The organism is Sphingomonas zeae (genome assembly GCF_014197135.1).
GTDB lineage: Bacteria > Pseudomonadota > Alphaproteobacteria > Sphingomonadales > Sphingomonadaceae > Sphingomonas > Sphingomonas zeae.
In genome coordinates, this window is the sequence record NZ_JACIFA010000008.1 from 93,178 (window position 1) to 113,326 (window position 20,149).

14 protein-coding genes and 1 pseudogene are annotated in these 20,149 nt (G+C 67.4%); 7 read left to right on the forward strand and 8 right to left on the reverse strand.

Translation table 11 applies throughout. The annotated features are described in order from the left end of the window. Positions 1-20 precede the first annotated feature (20 nt). From rpe to purH, 3 genes are all read left to right on the forward strand, one after another. Entirely contained in the window at positions 21-677 is a 657-nt protein-coding gene (gene rpe / locus GGR45_RS12955; RefSeq protein ID WP_175311176.1) for a ribulose-phosphate 3-epimerase, read from the forward strand. A gap of 5 nt (positions 678-682) precedes the next feature. Next, a complete protein-coding gene (locus tag GGR45_RS12960) occupies positions 683-2,425 on the forward strand; it encodes a heparinase II/III family protein (protein WP_175311177.1) in 1,743 nt (580 codons plus the stop codon). Between the two features lie 348 nt (positions 2,426-2,773). Next, positions 2,774-4,393 (forward strand): bifunctional phosphoribosylaminoimidazolecarboxamide formyltransferase/IMP cyclohydrolase, encoded by a 1,620-nt coding sequence (gene purH / locus GGR45_RS12965; protein WP_175311178.1) that lies wholly within the window; start codon positions 2,774-2,776, stop codon positions 4,391-4,393. Between the two features lie 136 nt (positions 4,394-4,529). Here the strand turns inward: purH and GGR45_RS12970 are convergent, their stop codons facing one another. Continuing rightward, positions 4,530-6,044: a lipopolysaccharide biosynthesis protein gene (locus GGR45_RS12970; RefSeq protein WP_175311255.1), complete on the reverse strand. Its 1,515-nt coding sequence runs from the start codon at positions 6,042-6,044 to the stop codon at positions 4,530-4,532. 229 nt (positions 6,045-6,273) lie between these two features. Continuing rightward, the gene (polA, locus tag GGR45_RS12975) at positions 6,274-9,048 is read right to left on the reverse strand and encodes a DNA polymerase I (RefSeq protein ID WP_175311179.1); all 2,775 of its coding nucleotides are present in this window, start codon (positions 9,046-9,048) and stop codon (positions 6,274-6,276) included. Between the two features lie 286 nt (positions 9,049-9,334). Here polA and GGR45_RS12980 point away from each other — a divergent pair, with 286 nt between their 5' ends. Next, the gene (locus GGR45_RS12980) at positions 9,335-9,712 is read left to right on the forward strand and encodes a hypothetical protein (RefSeq protein ID WP_175311180.1); all 378 of its coding nucleotides are present in this window, start codon (positions 9,335-9,337) and stop codon (positions 9,710-9,712) included. Positions 9,713-9,764: 52 nt separating this feature from the next. Here the strand turns inward: GGR45_RS12980 and GGR45_RS12985 are convergent, their stop codons facing one another. After that, a complete protein-coding gene (locus tag GGR45_RS12985) occupies positions 9,765-10,754 on the reverse strand; it encodes a serine hydrolase (RefSeq protein WP_285161360.1) in 990 nt (329 codons plus the stop codon). 293 nt (positions 10,755-11,047) lie between these two features. Beyond that, positions 11,048-12,625, reverse strand: a complete 1,578-nt coding sequence (gene nadB / locus GGR45_RS12990) for an L-aspartate oxidase (RefSeq protein WP_175311181.1) — start codon at positions 12,623-12,625, stop codon at positions 11,048-11,050. 118 nt (positions 12,626-12,743) lie between these two features. Here nadB and GGR45_RS12995 point away from each other — a divergent pair, with 118 nt between their 5' ends. Further along, a complete protein-coding gene (locus tag GGR45_RS12995; protein ID WP_175311182.1) occupies positions 12,744-13,493 on the forward strand; it encodes an energy transducer TonB in 750 nt (249 codons plus the stop codon). 370 nt (positions 13,494-13,863) lie between these two features. Here GGR45_RS12995 and pdeM read toward each other — a convergent pair whose 3' ends face one another. After that, positions 13,864-14,526 carry a ligase-associated DNA damage response endonuclease PdeM gene (gene pdeM / locus GGR45_RS13000; protein WP_175311183.1) on the reverse strand — a complete coding sequence of 221 codons (663 nt, stop codon included), beginning with the start codon at positions 14,524-14,526 and terminating at the stop codon, positions 13,864-13,866. Between the two features lie 158 nt (positions 14,527-14,684). Between pdeM and GGR45_RS13005 the strand changes: the two genes are divergently transcribed. After that, a complete protein-coding gene (locus GGR45_RS13005) occupies positions 14,685-16,637 on the forward strand; it encodes a potassium transporter Kup (RefSeq protein ID WP_175311257.1) in 1,953 nt (650 codons plus the stop codon). A 24-nt stretch (positions 16,638-16,661) separates the two neighbouring features. Here GGR45_RS13005 and GGR45_RS13010 read toward each other — a convergent pair whose 3' ends face one another. Together GGR45_RS13010 and GGR45_RS13015 are read right to left on the reverse strand one after the other, a co-directional pair. Next, positions 16,662-16,928 carry a hypothetical protein gene (locus GGR45_RS13010; protein WP_175311184.1) on the reverse strand — a complete coding sequence of 89 codons (267 nt, stop codon included), beginning with the start codon at positions 16,926-16,928 and terminating at the stop codon, positions 16,662-16,664. Between the two features lie 199 nt (positions 16,929-17,127). Next, a complete protein-coding gene (locus GGR45_RS13015) occupies positions 17,128-18,519 on the reverse strand; it encodes a DEAD/DEAH box helicase (RefSeq protein WP_175311185.1) in 1,392 nt (463 codons plus the stop codon). A 279-nt stretch (positions 18,520-18,798) separates the two neighbouring features. On the opposite strand from GGR45_RS13015, the gene GGR45_RS13020 reads away from it, so the two are divergent. Continuing rightward, on the forward strand, positions 18,799-19,800 hold the full coding sequence (locus GGR45_RS13020; protein ID WP_175311186.1) for a fumarylacetoacetate hydrolase family protein: 1,002 nt from the start codon (positions 18,799-18,801) through the stop codon (positions 19,798-19,800). Between the two features lie 43 nt (positions 19,801-19,843). Here the strand turns inward: GGR45_RS13020 and GGR45_RS13025 are convergent. Then, positions 19,844-20,143, reverse strand: a pseudogene (locus GGR45_RS13025) (4a-hydroxytetrahydrobiopterin dehydratase); the annotation flags it as partial. Positions 20,144-20,149: the final 6 nt, after the last annotated feature.

The window sequence follows — 20,149 nt, forward strand, 5'->3', positions numbered from 1 at the left end:
TGTCGGTACAGGTGAAAACCATGCTTCCCGTGCGTATCGCTCCTTCCATCCTTTCCGCCGATTTCGCCCGCCTGGGCGAAGAAGTCCGGGCCATCGACGCCGCCGGTGCCGACTGGATTCATATCGATGTCATGGACGGGCATTTCGTGCCCAACATCACCATCGGCCCGGCGGTGGTAAAGGCGCTGCGCCCGCACACGACCAAGCCGTTCGACGTGCATCTGATGATCTCGCCGATCGACGCTTATCTGGATGCCTTTGCCGAAGCGGGCGCCGACACGATCACCGTCCACCCGGAGGCGGGGCCGCACATCCACCGCACGATCCAGCATATCAAGGGGCTGGGCAAGCGCGCGGGCGTCGTCCTGAACCCCGCGACACCGGCCAAGATGCTGGATTACCTGATCGACATGGTCGACCTGGTCCTGGTGATGAGCGTGAACCCCGGTTTCGGCGGGCAGAGCTTCATCGACAGCCAGCTCAAGAAGATTTCGGCGATCCGCAAGATGATCGACCATTCGGGCCGCGCGATCGATCTGGAGGTCGATGGCGGTGTCGATGCCACCCATGCGAAGCGCTGCATCGAGGCGGGCGCTGACGCGCTGGTCGCGGGCACGGCCGCGTTCCGGGGTGGCCCGGAGCATTACGCCGCAAACATCGCCGCTTTGCGCGGTTGAGCGGAATGCGCGATCGCATGGGGGCCGAAGAGGCCCGAATCGCCGCCGACAGCATCGAAGAGGGCAAGCGCCTGGTTCGCGTCCAGACCGGCGGACTGTCGCTCGCCGATCGACTGAGCGAGCATCTCCACCGGCTGACCTGGCGCACGCCGCTCCATTCGCTGCGGTTGAAGGGGCGTCATCCGCTGAAGCTGATGGCCGTGCCCGAGGACCCGATCCTGGGCGATATCGAGCGTGGTCATGCTTTGCTCGGCGGGGTGCTCGACTGGCGGGGCGAGGAACGCGGCGTCGAATCGATCGACTTCGCTCGGCCCGACTGGTCGACCGGCTTCGCCGATCATCTGCACAGCTTCGCCTGGCTGCGCGATCTGTCGACCGTGGCGACGCGGGCGCAAGGCGCGCCGATCGCCGAATATCTGATGGGCCGCTGGCTCGACGCCTTTGCCGAAACGGTCGATGCGGTGGCGTGGCGCCCCGATCTGTGGGGGCGGCGTATCCTGTTCTGGACCGCGCATGCGCCGCTGATCCTGTCGTCGACCGATCTCGTCTATCGCTCGCGCGTGCTCAACACCATGGCGCGCGGTGCCCGGCATCTGGATCGGGGTGCCGATAAGGCGCCGGCGGGCGTGGCACGGATCGCTTCGTGGTGCGGGGTGATCGCGGCCGGGTTACTGCTTGCTGGCGGCGATCCGCGTCAGGCGTTCGGCGAGGCGGGGCTGGCCCGCGCGCTCGACACCGGGCTGTTCGCCGATGGCGGGATCATCGCGCGCAGCCCGGCGGTGCAGCTCGATGCGGTCATGCTGCTGACCATGATGCGCGAGGTCTATGACGCACGGGGGCTCCCCTTCCCCGAGCAGTTTCAAGCCCGGTTGCAGCGGATGATCTCGGCGCTGCTGGGCGTCATGCACGGGGACCGTGCGCTGTCGAGCTGGCAAGGCTCCGGCCCCGAAACGCCCGAGCGGATCGCGGCGGTGATCGAGGCGTCGGGCGTGCGCACCCGGCCGCTGCGCCAGGCGGGCGATTGGGGGTATCAGCGTCTCGCGGCGGCGCAGGCGGTGCTGGTGATGGACGCGGCGCCCCCGCCGATCGCCCGCGCGATCGAGGGCGGCTGTGCCTCCACCCTCGCTTTCGAGTTTTCGGACGGCGCGCAGCGGATCGTCGTCAATTGCGGCGGCGCGCGCGCGACCGTGGCGCAGGTCCCCGCCAGCCTGGCGCACGGCCTGCGCACCACGGCGGCGCACTCGACGCTGACGCTGGGTGACAGCAACTCGACCGCCATCCATGCCGATGGCACGCTGGGGCGCGGTGTGGCCGAGGTCGAACTCAGCCGCCAAGAATCGGACGCCGCCAGCCGGATCGAGGCAAGTCATGACGGCTATGTCCGCCGCTATGGCTTTACCCACCGCCGCCAGTTGCTGCTGACCGGCGACGGGCGCGAACTGCGCGGCGAAGATGCGCTGCTGCCGCAGGGCCGCAAGCGGCAGCCGGGCAGCACCAACTTCGCGCTCCGTTTCCACCTCGGCGACGGGGTCGAGGCGATGGTGACGGCGGAAAGCGGCCAGGCGATCCTGCGCCTCGATGACGGCGCGCTGTGGCAGTTCCGTTGTCGTGGGGGCACGCTGGCGATCGAGGAGTCGCTGTGGATCGACGGCACCGGACGGCCGGTGGCGACGCAGCAACTGGTCGTGACCGGCGAAACGCCAGCGGGCGGCGCGCATGTCAGCTGGGCGTTCAAGCGGGCGCTTTGAGAGTGATGGTTCGCGCGAAGGCGCGGAGGACGCAGAGATGGCTGGCTTGCCGCTCTGACAAGGCTTCTACTCCGGCCGGTTGACGATCCGAGGGGTTTGTCACCGGGCGAAACCCCTCCGCGTTATCCGCGCCTTCGCGCGAATCCATAAAATCCCCCCGGCACGGGGAGGTGGACCACCCGCAGGGTGGTGTAGGGGAAGTGCCACTAGGGGACGACCTGTGTGGAAGCTCCCCTCCGTCAGGGCTACGCCCTGCCACCTCCCCGTGCCGGGGAGGAACATTTTGCGCTTCGGCGAATCGGAGTCTATCGGGTCCGCAAACTCCCCATTTGTAGGACTCGCTGCCCGATGGCCGTATCGCTCCCCACCGCTCCTTCCGTCGATCTGGTGCCGGTTCGCCGCGCGCTCTTGTCGGTATCCGACAAGACCGGCGTCATCGACCTGGCGCGTGCGCTGGCGGAGCGTGGGGTCGATCTCGTCTCGACCGGCGGCACCGCCAAGGCGATCCGCGAAGCAGGGTTGCCGGTGCGCGACATCTCGGAAGTCACCAACTTCCCCGAGATGATGGACGGCCGGGTCAAGACGCTGCATCCGATGGTCCATGGCGGCCTGCTCGCGGTGCGCGACGACCCTGCGCACGCCGCCGCGATGACCGAGCATGGCATCGGCGCGATCGATCTGGTCGTCGTCAACCTCTACCCCTTTCAGCAGACGGTGGCGAAGGGTGCGGAGCGGCCCGAGATCATCGAGAATATCGATATCGGCGGCCCATCGATGGTCCGCTCGGCGGCCAAGAACCATGGCTATGTGTCGATCCTGACCGACCCGGCCGACTATGCCGATTTCCTCGCCGATCTGGCCGCGAATGACGGCGCCTCGACGCTCAAGACCCGCCAGCGCCTCGCCGCCAAGGCGTTCGCCGCCACCGCCGCCTATGACTCGGCGATCGCGCAATGGTTCGGCTTTGTCGACCAGGGCGAGGCGTTCCCGGCGACCCTGCCGCTGGCCTTTACCCGCCATCCCGAAACGCTGCGCTATGGCGAGAACCCGCATCAGGTCGCCGCGCTCTATCTGCCGCAAAAGGGCGCTCAGGGCATCGCCCAGGCCGAGCAGTTGCAGGGCAAGGCGCTGAGCTACAACAACCTCAACGACGCCGATGCCGCGCTGGAACTGGTATCGGAGTTCATCGACGGCCCGCCGACCGTGGTGATCGTCAAGCACGCCAACCCCTGCGGCGTGGCGAGCGGCGAGACGCTGCTGGAGGCCTATCAGGCGGCGTTCGCCTGCGACACGGTGTCGGCGTTCGGCGGCATCATCGCCTGCAACCGCCCGCTCGACGCTGAGACGGCCGAGGCGATCTCGGGCATCTTTACCGAGGTCGTGGTGGCCCCCGATGCAAGCGCCGAGGCGCGCGCGATCTTCGCCAAGAAGAAGAACCTGCGCCTGCTGCTGTCGGGCGAACTGCCCAACCCGGCACGCCCCGGCCTGATGATGAAGTCGATCGCGGGTGGCCTCTTGGTTCAGAGCCGCGACAATGGCCGCCTGACCGACGATATGCTGAAGGTCGTCACCAAGCGCGCGCCCACGGAGCAGGAACTGGCCGATTGCCGTTTCGCCTGGACCGTCGCCAAGCATGTGAAGTCGAATGCGATCGTCTATGCCAAGGGCGGCGCGACCGCTGGTGTGGGCGCAGGGCAGATGAACCGTCTCGAATCGGCGCGGATCGCGGCGTGGAAGGCCAAGGACGCCGCCGAGAAGGCGGGCTGGGCAGAGCCCCGCACCATCGGCTCGGCGGTCGCGTCGGACGCCTTCTTCCCCTTCGCCGATGGGCTGCTCGCGGCGGTCGAGGCGGGCGCGACGGCGGTCATCCAGCCGGGCGGATCGATCCGCGATGACGAGGTGATCGCGGCGGCGGACGAAGCGGGTCTGGCGATGGTGTTCACCGGAATGCGCCACTTCCGGCATTGATCCGATCCTCCCCTGCCCGGGGAGGGGGACCATCCGAAGGATGGTGGAGGGGGCTTGCGACGAGGGATGACCTTTGTGGCAAGCCCCCTCCGTCGGGCCTGACGGCCCGCCACCTCCCCGTACCGGGGAGGATTTTTTACCGTGTGATCCCGCCCGCGTTGGGCAAGGTCGCTTCCTCTGCGGTCGGAGCCTTGCCGAACAGCGCGCGGTCGGCGGGGCCGAACGCCCAGCGCCACAGGATCAGCAGATAGGTCGCCGCGATCGCGGGTTCGCCGAACAGCAGTTCGGCCCATTCCAGCCGCTTGGGCAACAGCGTGAAAATGGCCCCCACCACGACCGCCGCACCCGCCGCCCAGACCAGCGGCCAGCGGAAGGGCGATACCGGCGCCTTCAATATCCCCGACAGCACCCGCGCCTTGATGACCGAGGTCATCGTCACGCTCATCGCCAGCGCCACTGCTGGCCCCGCCGCCGCCCAGGTCTCGGGCCAGCCGAGCGAACGCATTCCCAGGATCAGCGCGAAGCTGAGCCCGATCTGCACTCCCAGCATCGCGATCGAGATCATCAGGTTGCGGTGCCGCGCGGTATAGACAAGCGCCGATTCGCATACCGCGCCGGTCGAGGCCAGCACCTCGGCGAACAGCAGGAAGGCGAGCGCGGCGGTGCCGGAGACGAATTGCGGACCGACCACGCCCATCACCGCCTCGCCCGGGATCGATCCCATCAGCGCCAGGCACCCTTGCGCCGCGATGATCCAGAAGGCGACCTGTCGCACCTGCCGCGCGATCGCGCCCATGTCGCCATTGGCCAGGCTCTGGGTGATGACGGGACCCAGGATCGGATCGAAACTGGTCTTCAGCTTTTGCGGCAGCGAGGCGACCTGCTGCGCCATATAATAGATGCCGACGACGCGCGGCTCGAACATCACGCCCAGGATGAAGCGGTCGACATTGCGCGTGCCCCATTCCAGCGCGTCGGCCCCCGCCAGCGGCGCATTGGCGCGGGCGAGCGCGAAGACGCGCGACAGCTGCGGGCTCCAGCCATGGGGCAGGCCATAGCTGCGCAGGAAGGGCACCAGGCTGGCGATCAGCGCCGCCGTCATCGATGCGACATAGGACAGGACCAGGCCGTCGCGGATGGTGAAGAAGGAAAAGACCCAGGCCGCGATCGAGATGGTCCAGGGCTCGACCACCGCGCGCGCGGTGACGGTCGCCTTGACGTTATGGCGATAGGCGAGCGCGGCGAGACTGACGTCGGACCAGGCGATGGCGACGATGATGCAGGGCAGCCATCGGTCCAGCCCGGTGATCGCGCTGTTGGGATAGAGAAGCTCGGGAAAATTCCACAGCACGCCGCTCGCCGCGACCGAGGCGAGGAAGGCCAGCGCCATCGCGTCCCACACGATATGGACATGCGGTCGGTCGGTCGAGGCCAGCGCCTGTGCCAGCCCGCGCTTCATGCCCAGGGTGGCGATCAGCGCCGCCAGTTCGACGACCACCACCGCAATGGCGAAGCGCCCGACCAGATCGGGGCCATAGATGCGCCCCGCGATGAACAGGAAGGGGATGCGCGCCGCCAGTCGCAGGACGAAGCCCGCGATATTGGTGCGCCCCCCCTTGGCGAGCGTGTCGATGTCCTGGGTCTGGGCCATCAGCGGGCGCGGAGTCCCGTACCAGGATGGCATGATATGGACTCACCCCTCCCCTTCAGGGGAGGGGCCGGGGGTGGGGCATCGCCGCGGATGCGACACTGGTGGACACGCCCCACCCCAACCCCTCCCCTAAAGGGGAGGGGCTTGTGTCGATTGCCAGGATTTCCTCCCCTGTAAGGGAAGGTGGCAGACCGAAGGTCTGGCGGAGGGGTGTCACCGGCGACGCGCATCAATGTGCCGCGCCCCAGCTCTTGCCGACCCCGATCTCGACGCCTAGCGGCACCGACAGCGAAACCGCCGGTTCGGCCGCGCCCGCCATGACTTCGCGGATGACGGCCCCTGCCGCTTCGGCATCCGCCTCGGGCGCCTCGAACACCAGTTCGTCATGCACCTGAAGCAGCATCCGCACATGGCCCAGGCCAGCGGCGGCGAGCGCGGGTTCCATGCGGACCATGGCGCGCTTGATGATATCGGCGCTGGTCCCCTGGATCGGCGCGTTGATCGCGGCGCGCTCGGCCCCCTGCCGCTCCCCCTGGTTGCGCGAGGCAATGCGCGGAAAATGCGTCTTGCGGCCGAACAGCGTCTCGGTGAACCCCTTCTCGCGCACGGACGACAGCGTCTCGGCGATATAGCGGTTGATGCCCGGAAACCGCTCGAAATAGCGGTCGATCATCGCTTGCGCCTCGTCTGCCGATACGTCGAGGCGACCCGCCAGACCCCAGCGCGAAATGCCGTAGAGGATGGCGAAGTTGATCGTCTTGGCGCGTCCGCGCGTGTCGCGATTGACCTCGCCGAACAGCTCCATCGCGGTCAGGCTGTGGATATCGTCGCCATTGGCGAACGCCTCGCGCAGCGCAGGCACGTCGGCCATGTGCGCGGCCAGCCGCAACTCGATCTGCGAATAGTCGGCGGCGATCAGGACATGGCCCTCCTCGGCGATGAACGCCTCGCGCAACTGCCGCCCGACCTCGGTGCGGATCGGGATGTTCTGCAGGTTCGGCTCGGTCGAGGACAGGCGGCCGGTCTGCGCGCCGGTCAGGCTGTAGCTGGTATGGACGCGGCCGGTCCTGGGGTTGATCTGCGCCTGGAGCGCGTCGGTATAGGTGCTCTTCAGCTTGGACAGCTGGCGCCATTCCAGGATCTTGCGCACGATCTCCGCCGCCTCGCCGCCGTCGCGCGCGAGCCGTTCGAGTTCGGTCACATCCGTCGAGTAAACGCCGGACTTGCCCTTGCGCCCGCCCTTCAGGCCGAGCCGGTCGAACAGGATTTCGCCCAACTGCTTGGGGCTGCCGATGGTGAAGGGGGTGCCCGCCATCGTGTGGATCTCGCCCTCCAGCGCGGCGATCTGCCCGGCGAACTCGGTGGAGAGTTGCGACAGGCGGTCGCGATCTACCTTGATCCCGCGCCGCTCCATCCCTGCGATGACGGGGACGAGCGGGCGGTCGACCATCTCGTAGACGCGGGTCGCCTGTTCCATTGGGAGGCGCGCCTTGAACCGCTTCCACAACCGCAGCGTGACGTCGGCATCCTCGGCGGCGTAGCGGGTGGCGAGCTTGAGGTCGACCTCGTGGAAGCCGAGCTGCTTCTTGCCGGTGCCGACCACCTCCTTGAAGGCGAGGCAGGTATGCGACAGATGCGTCGCGGCCAGTTCGTCCATGCCATGGCCATGCAAACCCGCATCAAGGTCGAAGCTCATGACGATGGTGTCGTCATGCGGCGCGATGGCGATGCCGCGCTCGCCCAGCACGATCATGTCGAACTTCAGATTCTGGCCGATCTTCAGGACCGACGGATCCTCGCACAGCGCCTTGATCCGCTCCAAAGCCGCCGCGACCGGAATCTGCACCGGCACCTCGGCGAGCAGATCGGTCCCGCCATGGCCCAAGGGGATGTAGCACGCCTTGTTCGGCGCGAGGCACAGGCTGACCCCGACCAGCTCGGCCTGGGTCGCATCGGTCGAACTGGTCTCGGTATCGATCGCGACGAAGCCCTGAGACTGCGCCTCCGCGACCCAGCGGTCCAGTGTCTCCAGGTCCTGCACCGTCGTATAGCCGTCGAGATTGCACGGCTCGTCATCGTCCATCGGCGCGGACGGCGCGGCCTCTCCGGCGGCGGGTACGGGGGCTGCGTCGTCGGTGATCTGGCCCATCTTGGCGATCAGCGAGCGGAAACCGTGATGCTCCAGGAACGCGCGCAGCGGCGCATCCGGGATGGTCGGATGCAGCGCCAGTTCCTCCAGCGGCTGTGGCAGCGGCGCATTGCACTCCAGCGTGACCAACCGCTTCGACAGCCGGGCATTGTCGGCATGTTCGATCAGATTGTCGCGAAGCTTGCCCTTCTTCATCTCGGGCGCGGCGGCGAGGACGGATTCGAGATCGCCATGCTCGACGATCAGCTTGGAGGCGGTCTTCGGGCCGACGCCCGGCACACCCGGCACATTGTCGACGCTGTCGCCCATCAGCGCGAGCACATCGCCCAGCTGTTTTGGGCCGACGCCGAACTTCTCGACGACATAGGCCTCGCCCAGACGCCGGTTGTTCATCGTGTCGAGCATGTCGAGGCTGCCATCCTCGACCAGCTGCATCAGGTCCTTGTCGCCCGACACGATCGTGACCTGCCACCCCTCGGCCATAGCGGCGCGGGCGTAACACGCGATGAGATCGTCGGCTTCCAAACCCGCTTCCTCGATGCAGGGCAACGAGAAGGCGCGGGTGGCGTCGCGGATCATTGGGAATTGGGGCACCAGATCGGGCGGGGGCGGAGGCCGGTGCGCCTTATACTGGTCGTACATGTCGTTGCGGAAGGTCTTGGACGACTTGTCGAGGACCACCGCCATATGGGTCGGCCCGTCGGCGGCGTTGACCTCATCCACCAGCTTCCACAGCATGGTCGTATAGCCATAGACCGCCCCCACCGGCTCGCCATGCTTGTTCGTCAGCGGCGGCAGGCGGTGATAGGCGCGGAAGATATAGCCGGAGCCGTCGACGAGATAGAGATGGGGCATGATCCGCGCGGTTTAGCGGATGCGGGGGAGGGTAAACAGCCCCTGATGGTAGCGGTTTTTCGGGTTTGTGGCGGATGGGTCACGCTGTTGCGGTGGTACAGTGCGCCAGAGCCAGTCGACGTTCGCGGCACATTTGCCATTCCTCCCCTGCAAGGGGAGGGGGACCATGCGAAGCATGGTGGAGGGGTGTCCCCGGTCGCGAGCTTTGACTGCCCTTTCCGATGGGGACACCCCTCCGTCAGGCCTTCGGCCTGCCACCTCCCCTTACAGGGGAGGAATAAAATGAATGTCGATTGGCCTTGGAAAGCGGACTTGTGCGAAGGCCCTCACAGCGTATTCTCGACACATGCAATCAGCAGCCTACCCCGGCCGACCAATTGTCAGTTTGGCTCTGGCCATGCTCGGACTCATGTTCGGAGCGTTCGCGCTTCAATTCGCTCTTATATCTTCGCCACATTACGGTTGGCTCCTTCACCGCTGGGCGTTGTTCTTCCTGCTCGCAAGCTCGGCCGCCTTGCTCGGGTTCTATGTCGGCGATCGAAAAACCCGGTGGGCATCTTTTGCCGTGCTGATCGTCTTGGCGGTAAGCGCGATTGATCCTTTGCATCGGATAATTTTTACGGCGGTTGGTGGGACGTTTGAGTTCTTTACTCCGCGGTGGTGACATCCCTTGTCGCAAAAAGTCAGTCATTCGCTCGTTTGGGCGTCTGTAACGATCAATTCGCCACCGCTACCGGCCCTCTCGGCGGCCCCGCCGCGTCGGCGACCGCCGCCGCGACATTCTGGATCAGCAGCTGGCGCTTGCGGATATCCTCGGTCGTGTCGCCGATCATCACCGCGATGGCGAAGCGGCGGCCGTCGGGGGCGGTCAGCAGGCCGACATCGTTGAAACCCGCATTGCGGCGGCCCAAATCTTGGCCGGTGCCGGTCTTGTGCGCGATGGTCCACCCCGACGGCACGGCGGCGCGCAGGCGGGCATGGCCGGTGCGCGAGGCCTCCATCGTGTCGATCAGGATGCGGGTCGAGGTCTCCGACAGCAACTCGCCGCGCGCCAGCCGGGCGAGCGCATCGGCGATGGCGATCGGCGCGGCGCCATCGGGCGGATCGCTGACATAGGCATCGAGCGCGGCCTTGCGCGCCGCCGGGTCGAGCCGGTTGCGCGCCGCCTGGAACGCGCCCGCCGCCGCAAAGGCGGGTTGCCAGGTCAGGCCAGCGGTCTTCGCCTGGAGCAGCCGCTCGCCCGGACCGAAACGGATATCGCCCAGCCGCTTGGCGGCGATCATCGCACGTACCGCCTGCGGCCCGCCGACAAAGGTCAGCAGCCGGTCGTTGGCGGTGTTGTCGCTCATCGTCAGCGCACGCTTCAGCAGCTCGCCGACGGTGGTGTGGTATCCGTCGCCCTTGACCAGCATCGCGATCGGCTGGTGAAAGACGGTCAGGTCCTCGCGCCGCACGACGATCGGCTCGTCCAGACGAGCGCGGCCCTTGTCGCGCAGATCGAGCAGGGTGATCGCGACCCACAGCTTGGAAACGGATTGCTGCGGCAGGCGCTGACGGCCGCCGACCTCGACCGTCCAGCCATCATCGACCGCGCGGACGGCGATACCCTTCTTGCCGGTGAAGCCGGCGGACAGGCGGTTGATCGTCGATACCAGTCCGGCAGGCGCGGCGGGCGCGCGGCTGGGGCGGGGCGGGGGGAGCGGCATCGACACTTCGACCTGGGGGTCGGCAACACCGGGAGCATGGGCCGTCGCGCCGGGACGGGAATCCCCGCCGCATGCGGAGAGTCCCAAGAGAAGAAACCCGGCAGGCCATGAACGCAGCCCGCCGCTCGATACTCGCTTCGTCACCGCTGTACCCCGCTATACATCAGCATCCTTACGTGTTGACCGGACGGGGGAAATCCCCGCGCACAGGGCTTGCGACGAAAGGCCGCGAGGGCACGATAAGATGCGAAACATCTTCAATTCCTCCCCTTTCAGGGAGGAATACGGAGGCATCAAGGAATCAGGATGGTGTCGATCGCCTCGTCCAGCGTCTCCAGATAGTCGAGCGTGTAGTGCAGCCCCCGGCTCTCCTTGCGGTGGAGCGCGCAGCGGACGATCAGTTCGGCGGTCTGGAGCAGGTTGCGCAGCTCGATCAGGTCCGGCGTGACGCGGAAATGGCCGTAATAGTCGTTCACCTCGTCGGTCAGCATCCGGATGCGATGCTGCGCGCGCTCCAGCCGCTTGGTGGTGCGCACGATGCCGACATAATTCCACATGAAGCGGCGGATTTCGGTCCAGTTCTGCTTGATGACCACCTCTTCGTCCGAATCGGTGACGCGGCTTTCGTCCCAGGCGCGGATGGCGGGCGGCGGGGGCAGGTCGTCCCAATGCTGCGCGATATGGTTGGCGCACGCCTCGCCATAGACGAAGCATTCGAGCAGCGAGTTGGAAGCCAGGCGGTTCGCGCCGTGCAGGCCCGACTGGGTGACTTCGCCCGCGGCGTAGAGGCCGGGCAGGTCGGTGCGCCCGTCGCGGTCCACGATCACGCCGCCGCAGGTATAATGCTGGGCGGGGACCACCGGGATCGGCTGCACCGTCATGTCGATACCGAGCGACAGCAGCTTTTCGTGGATGTTGGGGAAATGCTCGCGGACGAAGGCGGGCGACTGGTGGCTGATGTCGAGATGGACATAGTCCAGGCCCAGCCGCTTGATCTCATGATCGATGGCGCGCGCCACGATGTCGCGCGGCGCGAGTTCGGCGCGGGGGTCGAGATCGGGCATGAAGCGGTGGCCCGTCTCGGGGATTTTCAGGTGCCCGCCCTCGCCGCGAACCGCCTCGGTAATCAGGAAATTCTTGACCTGGGTGTTGTAGAGGCAGGTCGGGTGGAACTGCATGAACTCCATGTTCGACACCCGCGCGCCCGCCCGCCACGCCATGGCGATGCCGTCGCCGGTCGCGCCCTTGGGCGCGGTCGAGAATTGATAGGTGCGGCCCGCGCCCCCGGTCGCCAGGATCGTCGCGCGGGCGGTGTGCAGGACGACGCGGCCCGTCCGGCGGTCGACGGCATAGATGCCCCAGACATTCCCCGCCCCCGAATAGCGCATCTCGTGGCGGCTGGTCGCCAGGTCGATCGCGACCTGATCGGGGACCATGGTGATGTTGGGATGCGCGTCCGCCGCCTTCAGCAGCGCGTCGAGCACCGCCCAGCCGGTCGCGTCCGCCACATGCACGATACGGCGATGCGAATGCCCGCCCTCGCGCGTCAGGTGGAGCATATTGCCCTCGGTCGCGAAGGGGACGCCCAGCTTCTGCAACCGCTCGATCGCGGCGGGGGCGTTCTCGACCACGAACTCGACCGTGGCACGGTCGTTCAGGCCTGCGCCCGCGACCATCGTGTCCTCGATATGGCTGTCGAAGGTGTCGCCGGGTTCGAGCACGGCGGCGATGCCCCCTTGCGCCCAGGCGGTCGAGCCCTCGTTCAGCTTGCCCTTGGCCAGCACCGTCACCTTGAACCGGTCGGCGAGGTTCAGCGCGGCGGTCAGCCCGGCCGCGCCCGATCCGACGATCAGGATATCGGATTCGGTCATGCGCGGGCTCCTTCGGGCGCGGTGGCTGGATACATGACCGTCCTGTGGCACGGACGGGGGACGGGGGACAGGGGGTAAGCGGCTTGTCTTGGGCGGTGAGTCTTCCCACCTCTTGCGCATGACGTTGGCCCGGCCCGATTGGCGCGACCGTCTGCGCGCCGCGATCCCCACGGGGTTGATCGTAGGGGTGATGGGCTATGCGCTGGTCGTCGGGCTGGGCTTCGCGCCGCCCCTGCCGACCCCCAGCGAGGCGCTGGACAGTTTCGACGTCCGCCCGCCTGCGCCGCCACCGCCGCCCCGCATCCAGCCCAAGCGGGTCCAGACCCACCGCCCGCGCGGGGCCGCCGCCCCGCCCAATCTGCGGTCGCAGGCGACGGAAGTGGTCGCGCCGCCGCCGGTGGTCGTGCTGCCGCCCATATCGCCGGTGATCGCCGCGCCGGTGGCGGGCACCGGCGCGCAGGCCAGCCAGGGTGCGTCGGACAAGCCCGGCCCCGGCACCGGCGCGGGCGGGATTGGCAATGGCACGGGCAGCGGCGGCGCGGGCGATGGAGACGGCTATGGCGACGACACCCCGCCGCGCCGGATCAGGGGCCGGATCAAGGATTCCGACTATCCGCGCGAAGCCGCCGAAGCGGGTATCAGCGGCAGCGTGACGGTGCGCTATTTCGTCAATGTCGACGGCCGGGTCAGCGGCTGTGTCGTAACCCGGAGCAGCGGCAACCGCGCGCTGGACGAAACGACCTGCAGCCTGATCGAGAAACGCTATCGCTACGACCCCTCGCGCGATGCGGACGGCCGGCCGGTGCGCTCGATCATCGTCGTCAGCCAGGACTGGATCTTGGAGCGCGAGCCGCCGGAGGGGCGATAGGGCCAAGCCAATCCCTCCCCTGCAAGGGGAGGGGGACCATGCGCAGCATGGTGGAGGGGTGTAACCGGTTGTTGGAGCAACCGAACCTCACCAAGCGGGACACCCCTCCGTCAGGCCTTCGGCCTGCCACCTCCCCTTGCCGGGGAGGAATTGGGGCGGCACCACGCTGAATGTCGATCACCCCGGATGCCCGCATTTTTGTTCGCGCGGAGACGCGGAGACGCGGAGACGCGAAGGCGCGGAGAGGAACGGCCTGCCGCGCAAGCGGCCCTATGATCTCAAGTGGTCGATAAGATTCCGGCTTCGCCAGGTAGTTCTCCATCTCCGCGTCTTCGCGTCTCCGCGCGAACAATTCTTTTTCGTGGGGCGATCACGCCGCGACGGGGAAACGCAGCATCCGGTCGCGCACGGGGACCAACGCCTCGGCGGGGCGGCCGACCGCCTGGTGCAGTGCGGGGTGGTCGACGTCCAGCCCTCCGGTCAGTGCGCCGAAAGCGGGCAGGATCAGCTTGTTGGCCGTGCCCACGAAACAGCGCCGCGCGACCAGCTTGCCGCGCACCCGCAGGCGCAGCTTGGGGTGGAAATGCCCGGACAGTTCAGGGAGCGTCTCGGCCGGATCGGCTTCGTGGCGCAGGACGAGGCCGTCGACCGCGGCTTCCTGGGTCACCGCGCCGCCGCAGCGGTCGCGCAGCACCGGATCATGGTTGCCGGTGATCCAGGTCCAATCGGTCGCACCGGTCAGCGCCAGCAGCATCGCGCGTGCCTCCGGCAACAGCCGGTCGCAGCCGTCCGCATCATGGAAGCTGTCGCCCAGGCACCAGACTTCGCGTGCGCCCGTACGGGTCACGATCGCGGTCAACTCGGACAATGTGGCCAGCGAGTCGTAGGGGGGCAGCATCTGCCCGCCGCCCGCATACCAGCTCGCCTTCTCCAGATGCAGGTCGGCGACCAGCAACGCCCCCCGCGCGGGCCAGTAGAGCGCGCCGTCGGCCAGCGCCTGGAATGCATGACCGCCGAACGAAAAGGGAACCATTTCCGGTCCATGCGCTTGACGCCGGGCAATATCAAGCGTTTGCAAACGGTCGCCGAAAGCCCTTGCTTCGGGCGCGCAGAAGCGTAAAGCGCGCCGTCCTTTTGGCACAGGGGGTTCCGGCGGGCATGACGGGGACGGCAACCGACATGAGGGGCGAGATGACGGGCCATCCGGTTTCATCGACCGAAACGGGCGAGGCGGGCGTGCACCGCCACCCGGCACTGCTGGCGCTGACGGTCGGGGCGATCGGCGTGGTGTTCGGCGATATCGGCACCAGCCCGCTCTACGCCTTTCGCGAAGCGCTGTCGCAATCGGCGGGCGACGGCATCGACCCCAGTGAAATCCTGGGTGTGCTCAGCCTGGCATTGTGGTCGCTGATCCTGGTCGTGACCATCAAATATGTCGTCTTCCTGATGCGGGCCGACAATCAGGGCGAGGGCGGGGTACTGGCGCTGGCCGCGCTCGCCCGGCGCGCCGGCGGAGCACGCTCGCGCATCGCGTTGGTCCTGGGCGCGGCGGGGGCATCGCTCTTCTACGGAGACGCGATCATCACGCCGGCTCTGTCTGTGCTGTCGGCGATGGAGGGGTTGCGGACCATCCCCTCGGCCGCGTCGATCTTCGACGAGGGCGTCATCCGGATGTGCACGATCGTCATCCTGGTCGCCTTGTTCTTCATCCAGTCGCGCGGCACGGCGCAGGTGTCGAAGCTGTTCGGTCCGATCTGTATCCTGTGGTTCCTGGTCATCGGTGGCCTGGGCGTCTGGCATATCGCCGACGAACCCTCGATCGCGCGGGTCGTCTGGCCGGGTTACGGCGTCGGCTTTCTCGCCAGCCATGGCATGGTCGGGCTGTTCGTGCTGGGTGCCGTGTTCCTGACCGTCACGGGGGCCGAGGCACTGACCGCCGATATGGGCCATTTCGGGCGGCTGCCGATCCGTATCGGCTGGTTCTCGCTGGTGCTGCCCGCGCTCGCGCTCAACTATCTGGGGCAGGGCGCCTTCGCCCTTTCCACCCTCGAACAGGCGACCGCCAGCGGCCAGCCCTTCACCAATCAGGACTGGTTCTTCCTGATGGCGCCCGAGCCGCTGCGTCCTGCGCTGATCGTGCTGGCGGGGCTGGCGACCGTCATCGCGGCGCAGGCGGTCATCACCGGCGCCTTCTCGCTGACCCAGCAGGCGATCCAGCTCGGTTTCCTGCCGCGCCTGCGGGTGCGCCAGACCTCGGCGGATTTCCAGGGGCAGATCTATCTGCCCGCGATCAACTGGTTGCTGCTGTTCGGCGTGCTCGTGCTGGTCATCCAGTTCAAGACGTCCTCGGCGATGGCCGCCGCCTATGGCATCGCGGTGACGGGCACGATGGTGGTGACGACGTGCCTGGCCTATCTGGTGGTGCGCCACCGCTGGGGCTGGTCGCGCCCGCTCGCGCTGGCGGCGATCCTGCCCTTCCTGACGCTCGACCTCGTCTTCTTCGGCGCCAATATCCTGCGCGTGATCGAAGGGGGCTGGGTGCCGTTGCTCGTCGGGGCGGGGGTCGGCCTGGTCATCCATACCTGGGTGCGCGGGCGGGGGATCGTGTCGGCCTTCGAAAAGCGGCAGGCGATCCCGCTCGCCGATCTGGTCGCCGCCCTCGCCAAACGCCCGCCCGAGCGGGTGCCGGGGACCGCGGTGTTCCTGACCGCCAACCCCGCCTCGGCCCCGGGCGCGCTGCTCCACAATCTGAAGCACAACAAGATTTTGCATGCCCAGAATCTGGTGGTGACGATCCGCACCGCCGACCGCCCCTTCGTGCCCGCCGAACACCGCGCGCATGTCGAGCGGCTGGACGACAATTTCGCGACGGTCACGTTGACCTATGGCTTTATGGAAACCCCCGACGTGCCCCGCGACCTGCCGCGCGATCTGGGCGTCGAGACCAAGCCCGCCGGGCTGGACCCGATGAAGACCAGCTATTTCATCGGTCGCAATACGCTGAAGCCCGAAGCGGACAAGGGAATGCCGCTCTGGCAGGATCGACTGTTCATGTTCCTGCAGCGCAATGCGAGCGATCCGACCGACTTTCTGCGGATTCCGCCGGGCAAGGTGCTGGAACTGGGCGAACAGGTGACGGTGTAGGATCCTCCCCTTACAGGGGGGAGTTTAGAGCGTGACCTTGGGTGGCTTGGCAGCCTCGACCGCGACCAGCACCATCTTCTCCCAGATCGCCGGATCGCCCGCCTCGGCCATCGCCTGATCGGGCTCGCGCAGCGTCCGGAGCACCGCCAGCGCGTCGCCCATATGGTCGCGCCAATGCGCGTCCACCAGCTTGGCGGCCGATTCGGAATCGCCCCCCGCATTGGCGCTGAGCCTTTGGCCGCATAGCACGCGTGCGATGCGCTCGGCGGCGGGGGTGTGGGCAATATCCATGGCGACCTCTCCTGATGCGCGGGAATTGTTACGCGCTCAACGCATCAGGATTGGGTTGGGGTGCATGCCGTGGCAGCAAGCACGCCCCTCCCGCAGGCGGGAGGGGATGGGGGAGGGTGAAGAGGCTCACCGAGACTATCGCCTAGGGCTTTGCCCCTCCCCAACCCCTCCCCCTGCCGGGAGAGGGGCTTTTACAGCGTCAGCCCTGCACGCCGCGCCCGGCACCGCCGCCGCCGGGGCGGCCCTGGCCGCCACGACCGCGACCGCCGCCCGGACCACCGGCGGCACCACCACCGCCGCTACGGCGACGCGGCTGGCGGCCCTGCGGCGCCCGCGAGTCGGTCGCGCGCGGGTGATGGGTGGCGCGCGGCCGCGCCGGGTCACGCGGACGATCGACGCGCGGCGCGGGGTCGGCGCCGATCGCCTTCACGCGCTGCGACTTGATCGTCTCGGCGCGCTTCACGAAGTCGGCGGGAAGCGGAACGACCGTGATCTTCTGCCGCGTCAGCTTCTCGATATCCTTCAGATACGGACGCTCATCCTCGGCGCAGAAGGCGATCGCCAGACCCGAACGGCCCGCACGCGCGGTGCGGCCGATGCGGTGGACATATTGCTCGGCAACATTGGGCAGTTCGAAGTTGAAGACGTGGCTGACGCCCGGAATGTCGATGCCGCGCGCGGCGATGTCGGTCGCCACCAGCACGCGGGTCTGGCCGGAGCGGAACTCGCCCAGCGCGCGCTCGCGCTGGCCCTGGCTCTTGTTGCCGTGGATCGCATTGGCGGCGATGCCGTTGCCCGCCAGCAGCTTCACGACGCGGTCGGCACCATGCTTGGTGCGGGTGAAGACCAGCGCCAGCTCGATCGCGGGATCGGCGAGCAGGATGGTCAGCAGCGCCTGCTTTTCCTGTTGCGTGACGAACGTCACCGACTGCTCGACGCGCTCGGCGGTGGTGGCGACGGGCGTGACCGAAACGGTCGCGGGGTTGTCGAGGAACTTGTCGGCCAGGTCGCGAATCGCGGCGGGCATGGTGGCCGAGAAGAACAAGGTCTGGCGCTTGCGCGGGATCATCTTCACGATGCGGCGCAGCGCGTGGATGAAGCCCAGGTCGAGCATCTGGTCGGCTTCATCGAGCACCAGGATCTCGATCATCGACAGGTTGAGGAAGCCCTGCTCGACCAGATCGATCAGACGACCGGGCGTCGCGACCAGGATATCGACGCCGCGCGACAGGTCCTGCCGGTTCTTGTTCAGGCTGGTGCCGCCGAAGACGGTCGCGACCGCCAGCTTGGAAAACTTGGCATAGCCCTTGGCATTCTCGGCGATCTGGCTGGCCAGTTCGCGGGTCGGGGCAAGGACGAGCATCCGGCAATGGGTCGGCAGGACGCGCTTGTTCGCCTCGACCAGACGCTGGATCGAGGGGAGGACGAAAGCGGCGGTCTTGCCGGTGCCGGTCTGCGCGATGCCCAGCAGGTCGCGACCTTCCAGCAGCGTCGGGATCGAGTCGCGCTGGATCGGGGTGGGTTCGGAATAGCCCTTGGCTTCGAGCGCGCGGACGAGCGGCTCGGCCAGGCCGAGTTCGGAAAAGGACATGGAATTGCTTTCTGACATGGCGCGCGAGTCACGAAGGGCCGCGAAACGCGGCGCCGGGGTTGATGACACCCCGCGTGACAAGGGAAGCCTGGAAACAGGGTCGGGGCGGAGCCGGGACCTTTGCAGGTCCGTTCACGCTGCACATGGACGCCTTCGACAGGCGGGCATGTGCGCCGCGCTTTGCGGAATGTCAAGTTTCAGGCAGCGTCGGGCTTACGGTGCGTGACAAGCGCGGACGGATGGTTACATCTGATACCGGTTAGCGAAGAGGAGCCCTGCATGAAACTCGCCAGTCTCAAAAGTGGTCGTGACGGCAAGCTGGTCGTCGTGTCGAGCGACCTCGCCTGGTATGCCGATGCGGGCCATATCGCCCCGACGCTGCAGGCCGCGCTGGACGACTGGGACGCCATCGCGCCCGCGCTCGCCAATCTGGCCACCGATCTGGATCACGGGGCGATCCCGCGTGAGCGCTTCCACGAGCATGACGCCGCCTCGCCGCTGCCGCGTGCCTATCAATGGGCGGACGGTTCGGCCTATGTGAACCATGTCGCGCTGGTGCGGCAGGCGCGCGGGGCGGAACTGCCCGAAAGCTTCTGGCACGACCCCCTGATGTATCAGGGCGGCTCGGACGGGTTTCTGGGGCCTCGCGACGCGATTCCGCTCGCCGACGAAAGCTGGGGCTGCGACCTGGAGGGCGAAGTGGTCGTCGTCACCGGTGATGTGCCCCTGGGAGCGAGCCGCGACGAAGCGCTGGCGGCGATCCGACTGGTCGGCCTGACCAACGACGTGTCGCTGCGCGGGCTGATTCCGGGTGAGCTGGCCAAGGGGTTCGGCTTTTTCCAGTCCAAGCCGGCCTCGGCCTTCTCGCCGGTCTTCGTCACCCCAGACTCGCTGGGCGACTGGTGGAAGGACGGCAAGCTGCACCGGATCCTCAAGGTCGACCTGAACGGCAAACCCTTTGGACGCGCCGACGCGGGCGAGGACATGACCTTCGACTTCGGCACGCTGGTGGCTCATGCGGCCAAGACCCGCGCACTGGGCGCGGGCACGATCATCGGGTCGGGCACCGTGTCGAATCGCGATTCGGATGGCGGGCCGGGGCGGCCGGTCGCCGAGGGCGGCGTCGGCTATAGCTGCCTGGCTGAGCTGCGCATGATCGAGACGATTCGCGGGGGTGAGCCCGCCACGCCGTTCCTGAAAAAGGGCGACACGGTGCGCATCTGGATGGAGGACGACCGCCACCATCCGATCTTCGGCGCGATCGAGCAGACGGTGGAGTAACGGCTTATTCCTCCCCATCGGTGATGGGGAGGATAGGGCCTCCCTACCCGACCAGCGCGTCGATCGCCTCGGCCATGTCGATATCGCGCGCCGACAGGCCGCCCGCATCATGGGTGGTCAGCACGATATCGACCCTGTTCCAGACATTGGACCATTCGGGATGATGGTCGGCCTTTTCGGCCAGCAGCGCGACCCGGGTCATGAAGCCGAACGCCTCGTTGAAATCGGCGAAGACGAAACGGCGGCTGATCGCGTCGCGCGATTCGTCCCAGTCCCATTCGGTCAGGCCGTCCAGCGCTTCGTCCCGGTCCAGTTCGCTCAGCCGCTCCACCATGATCGTCCCCTTGCT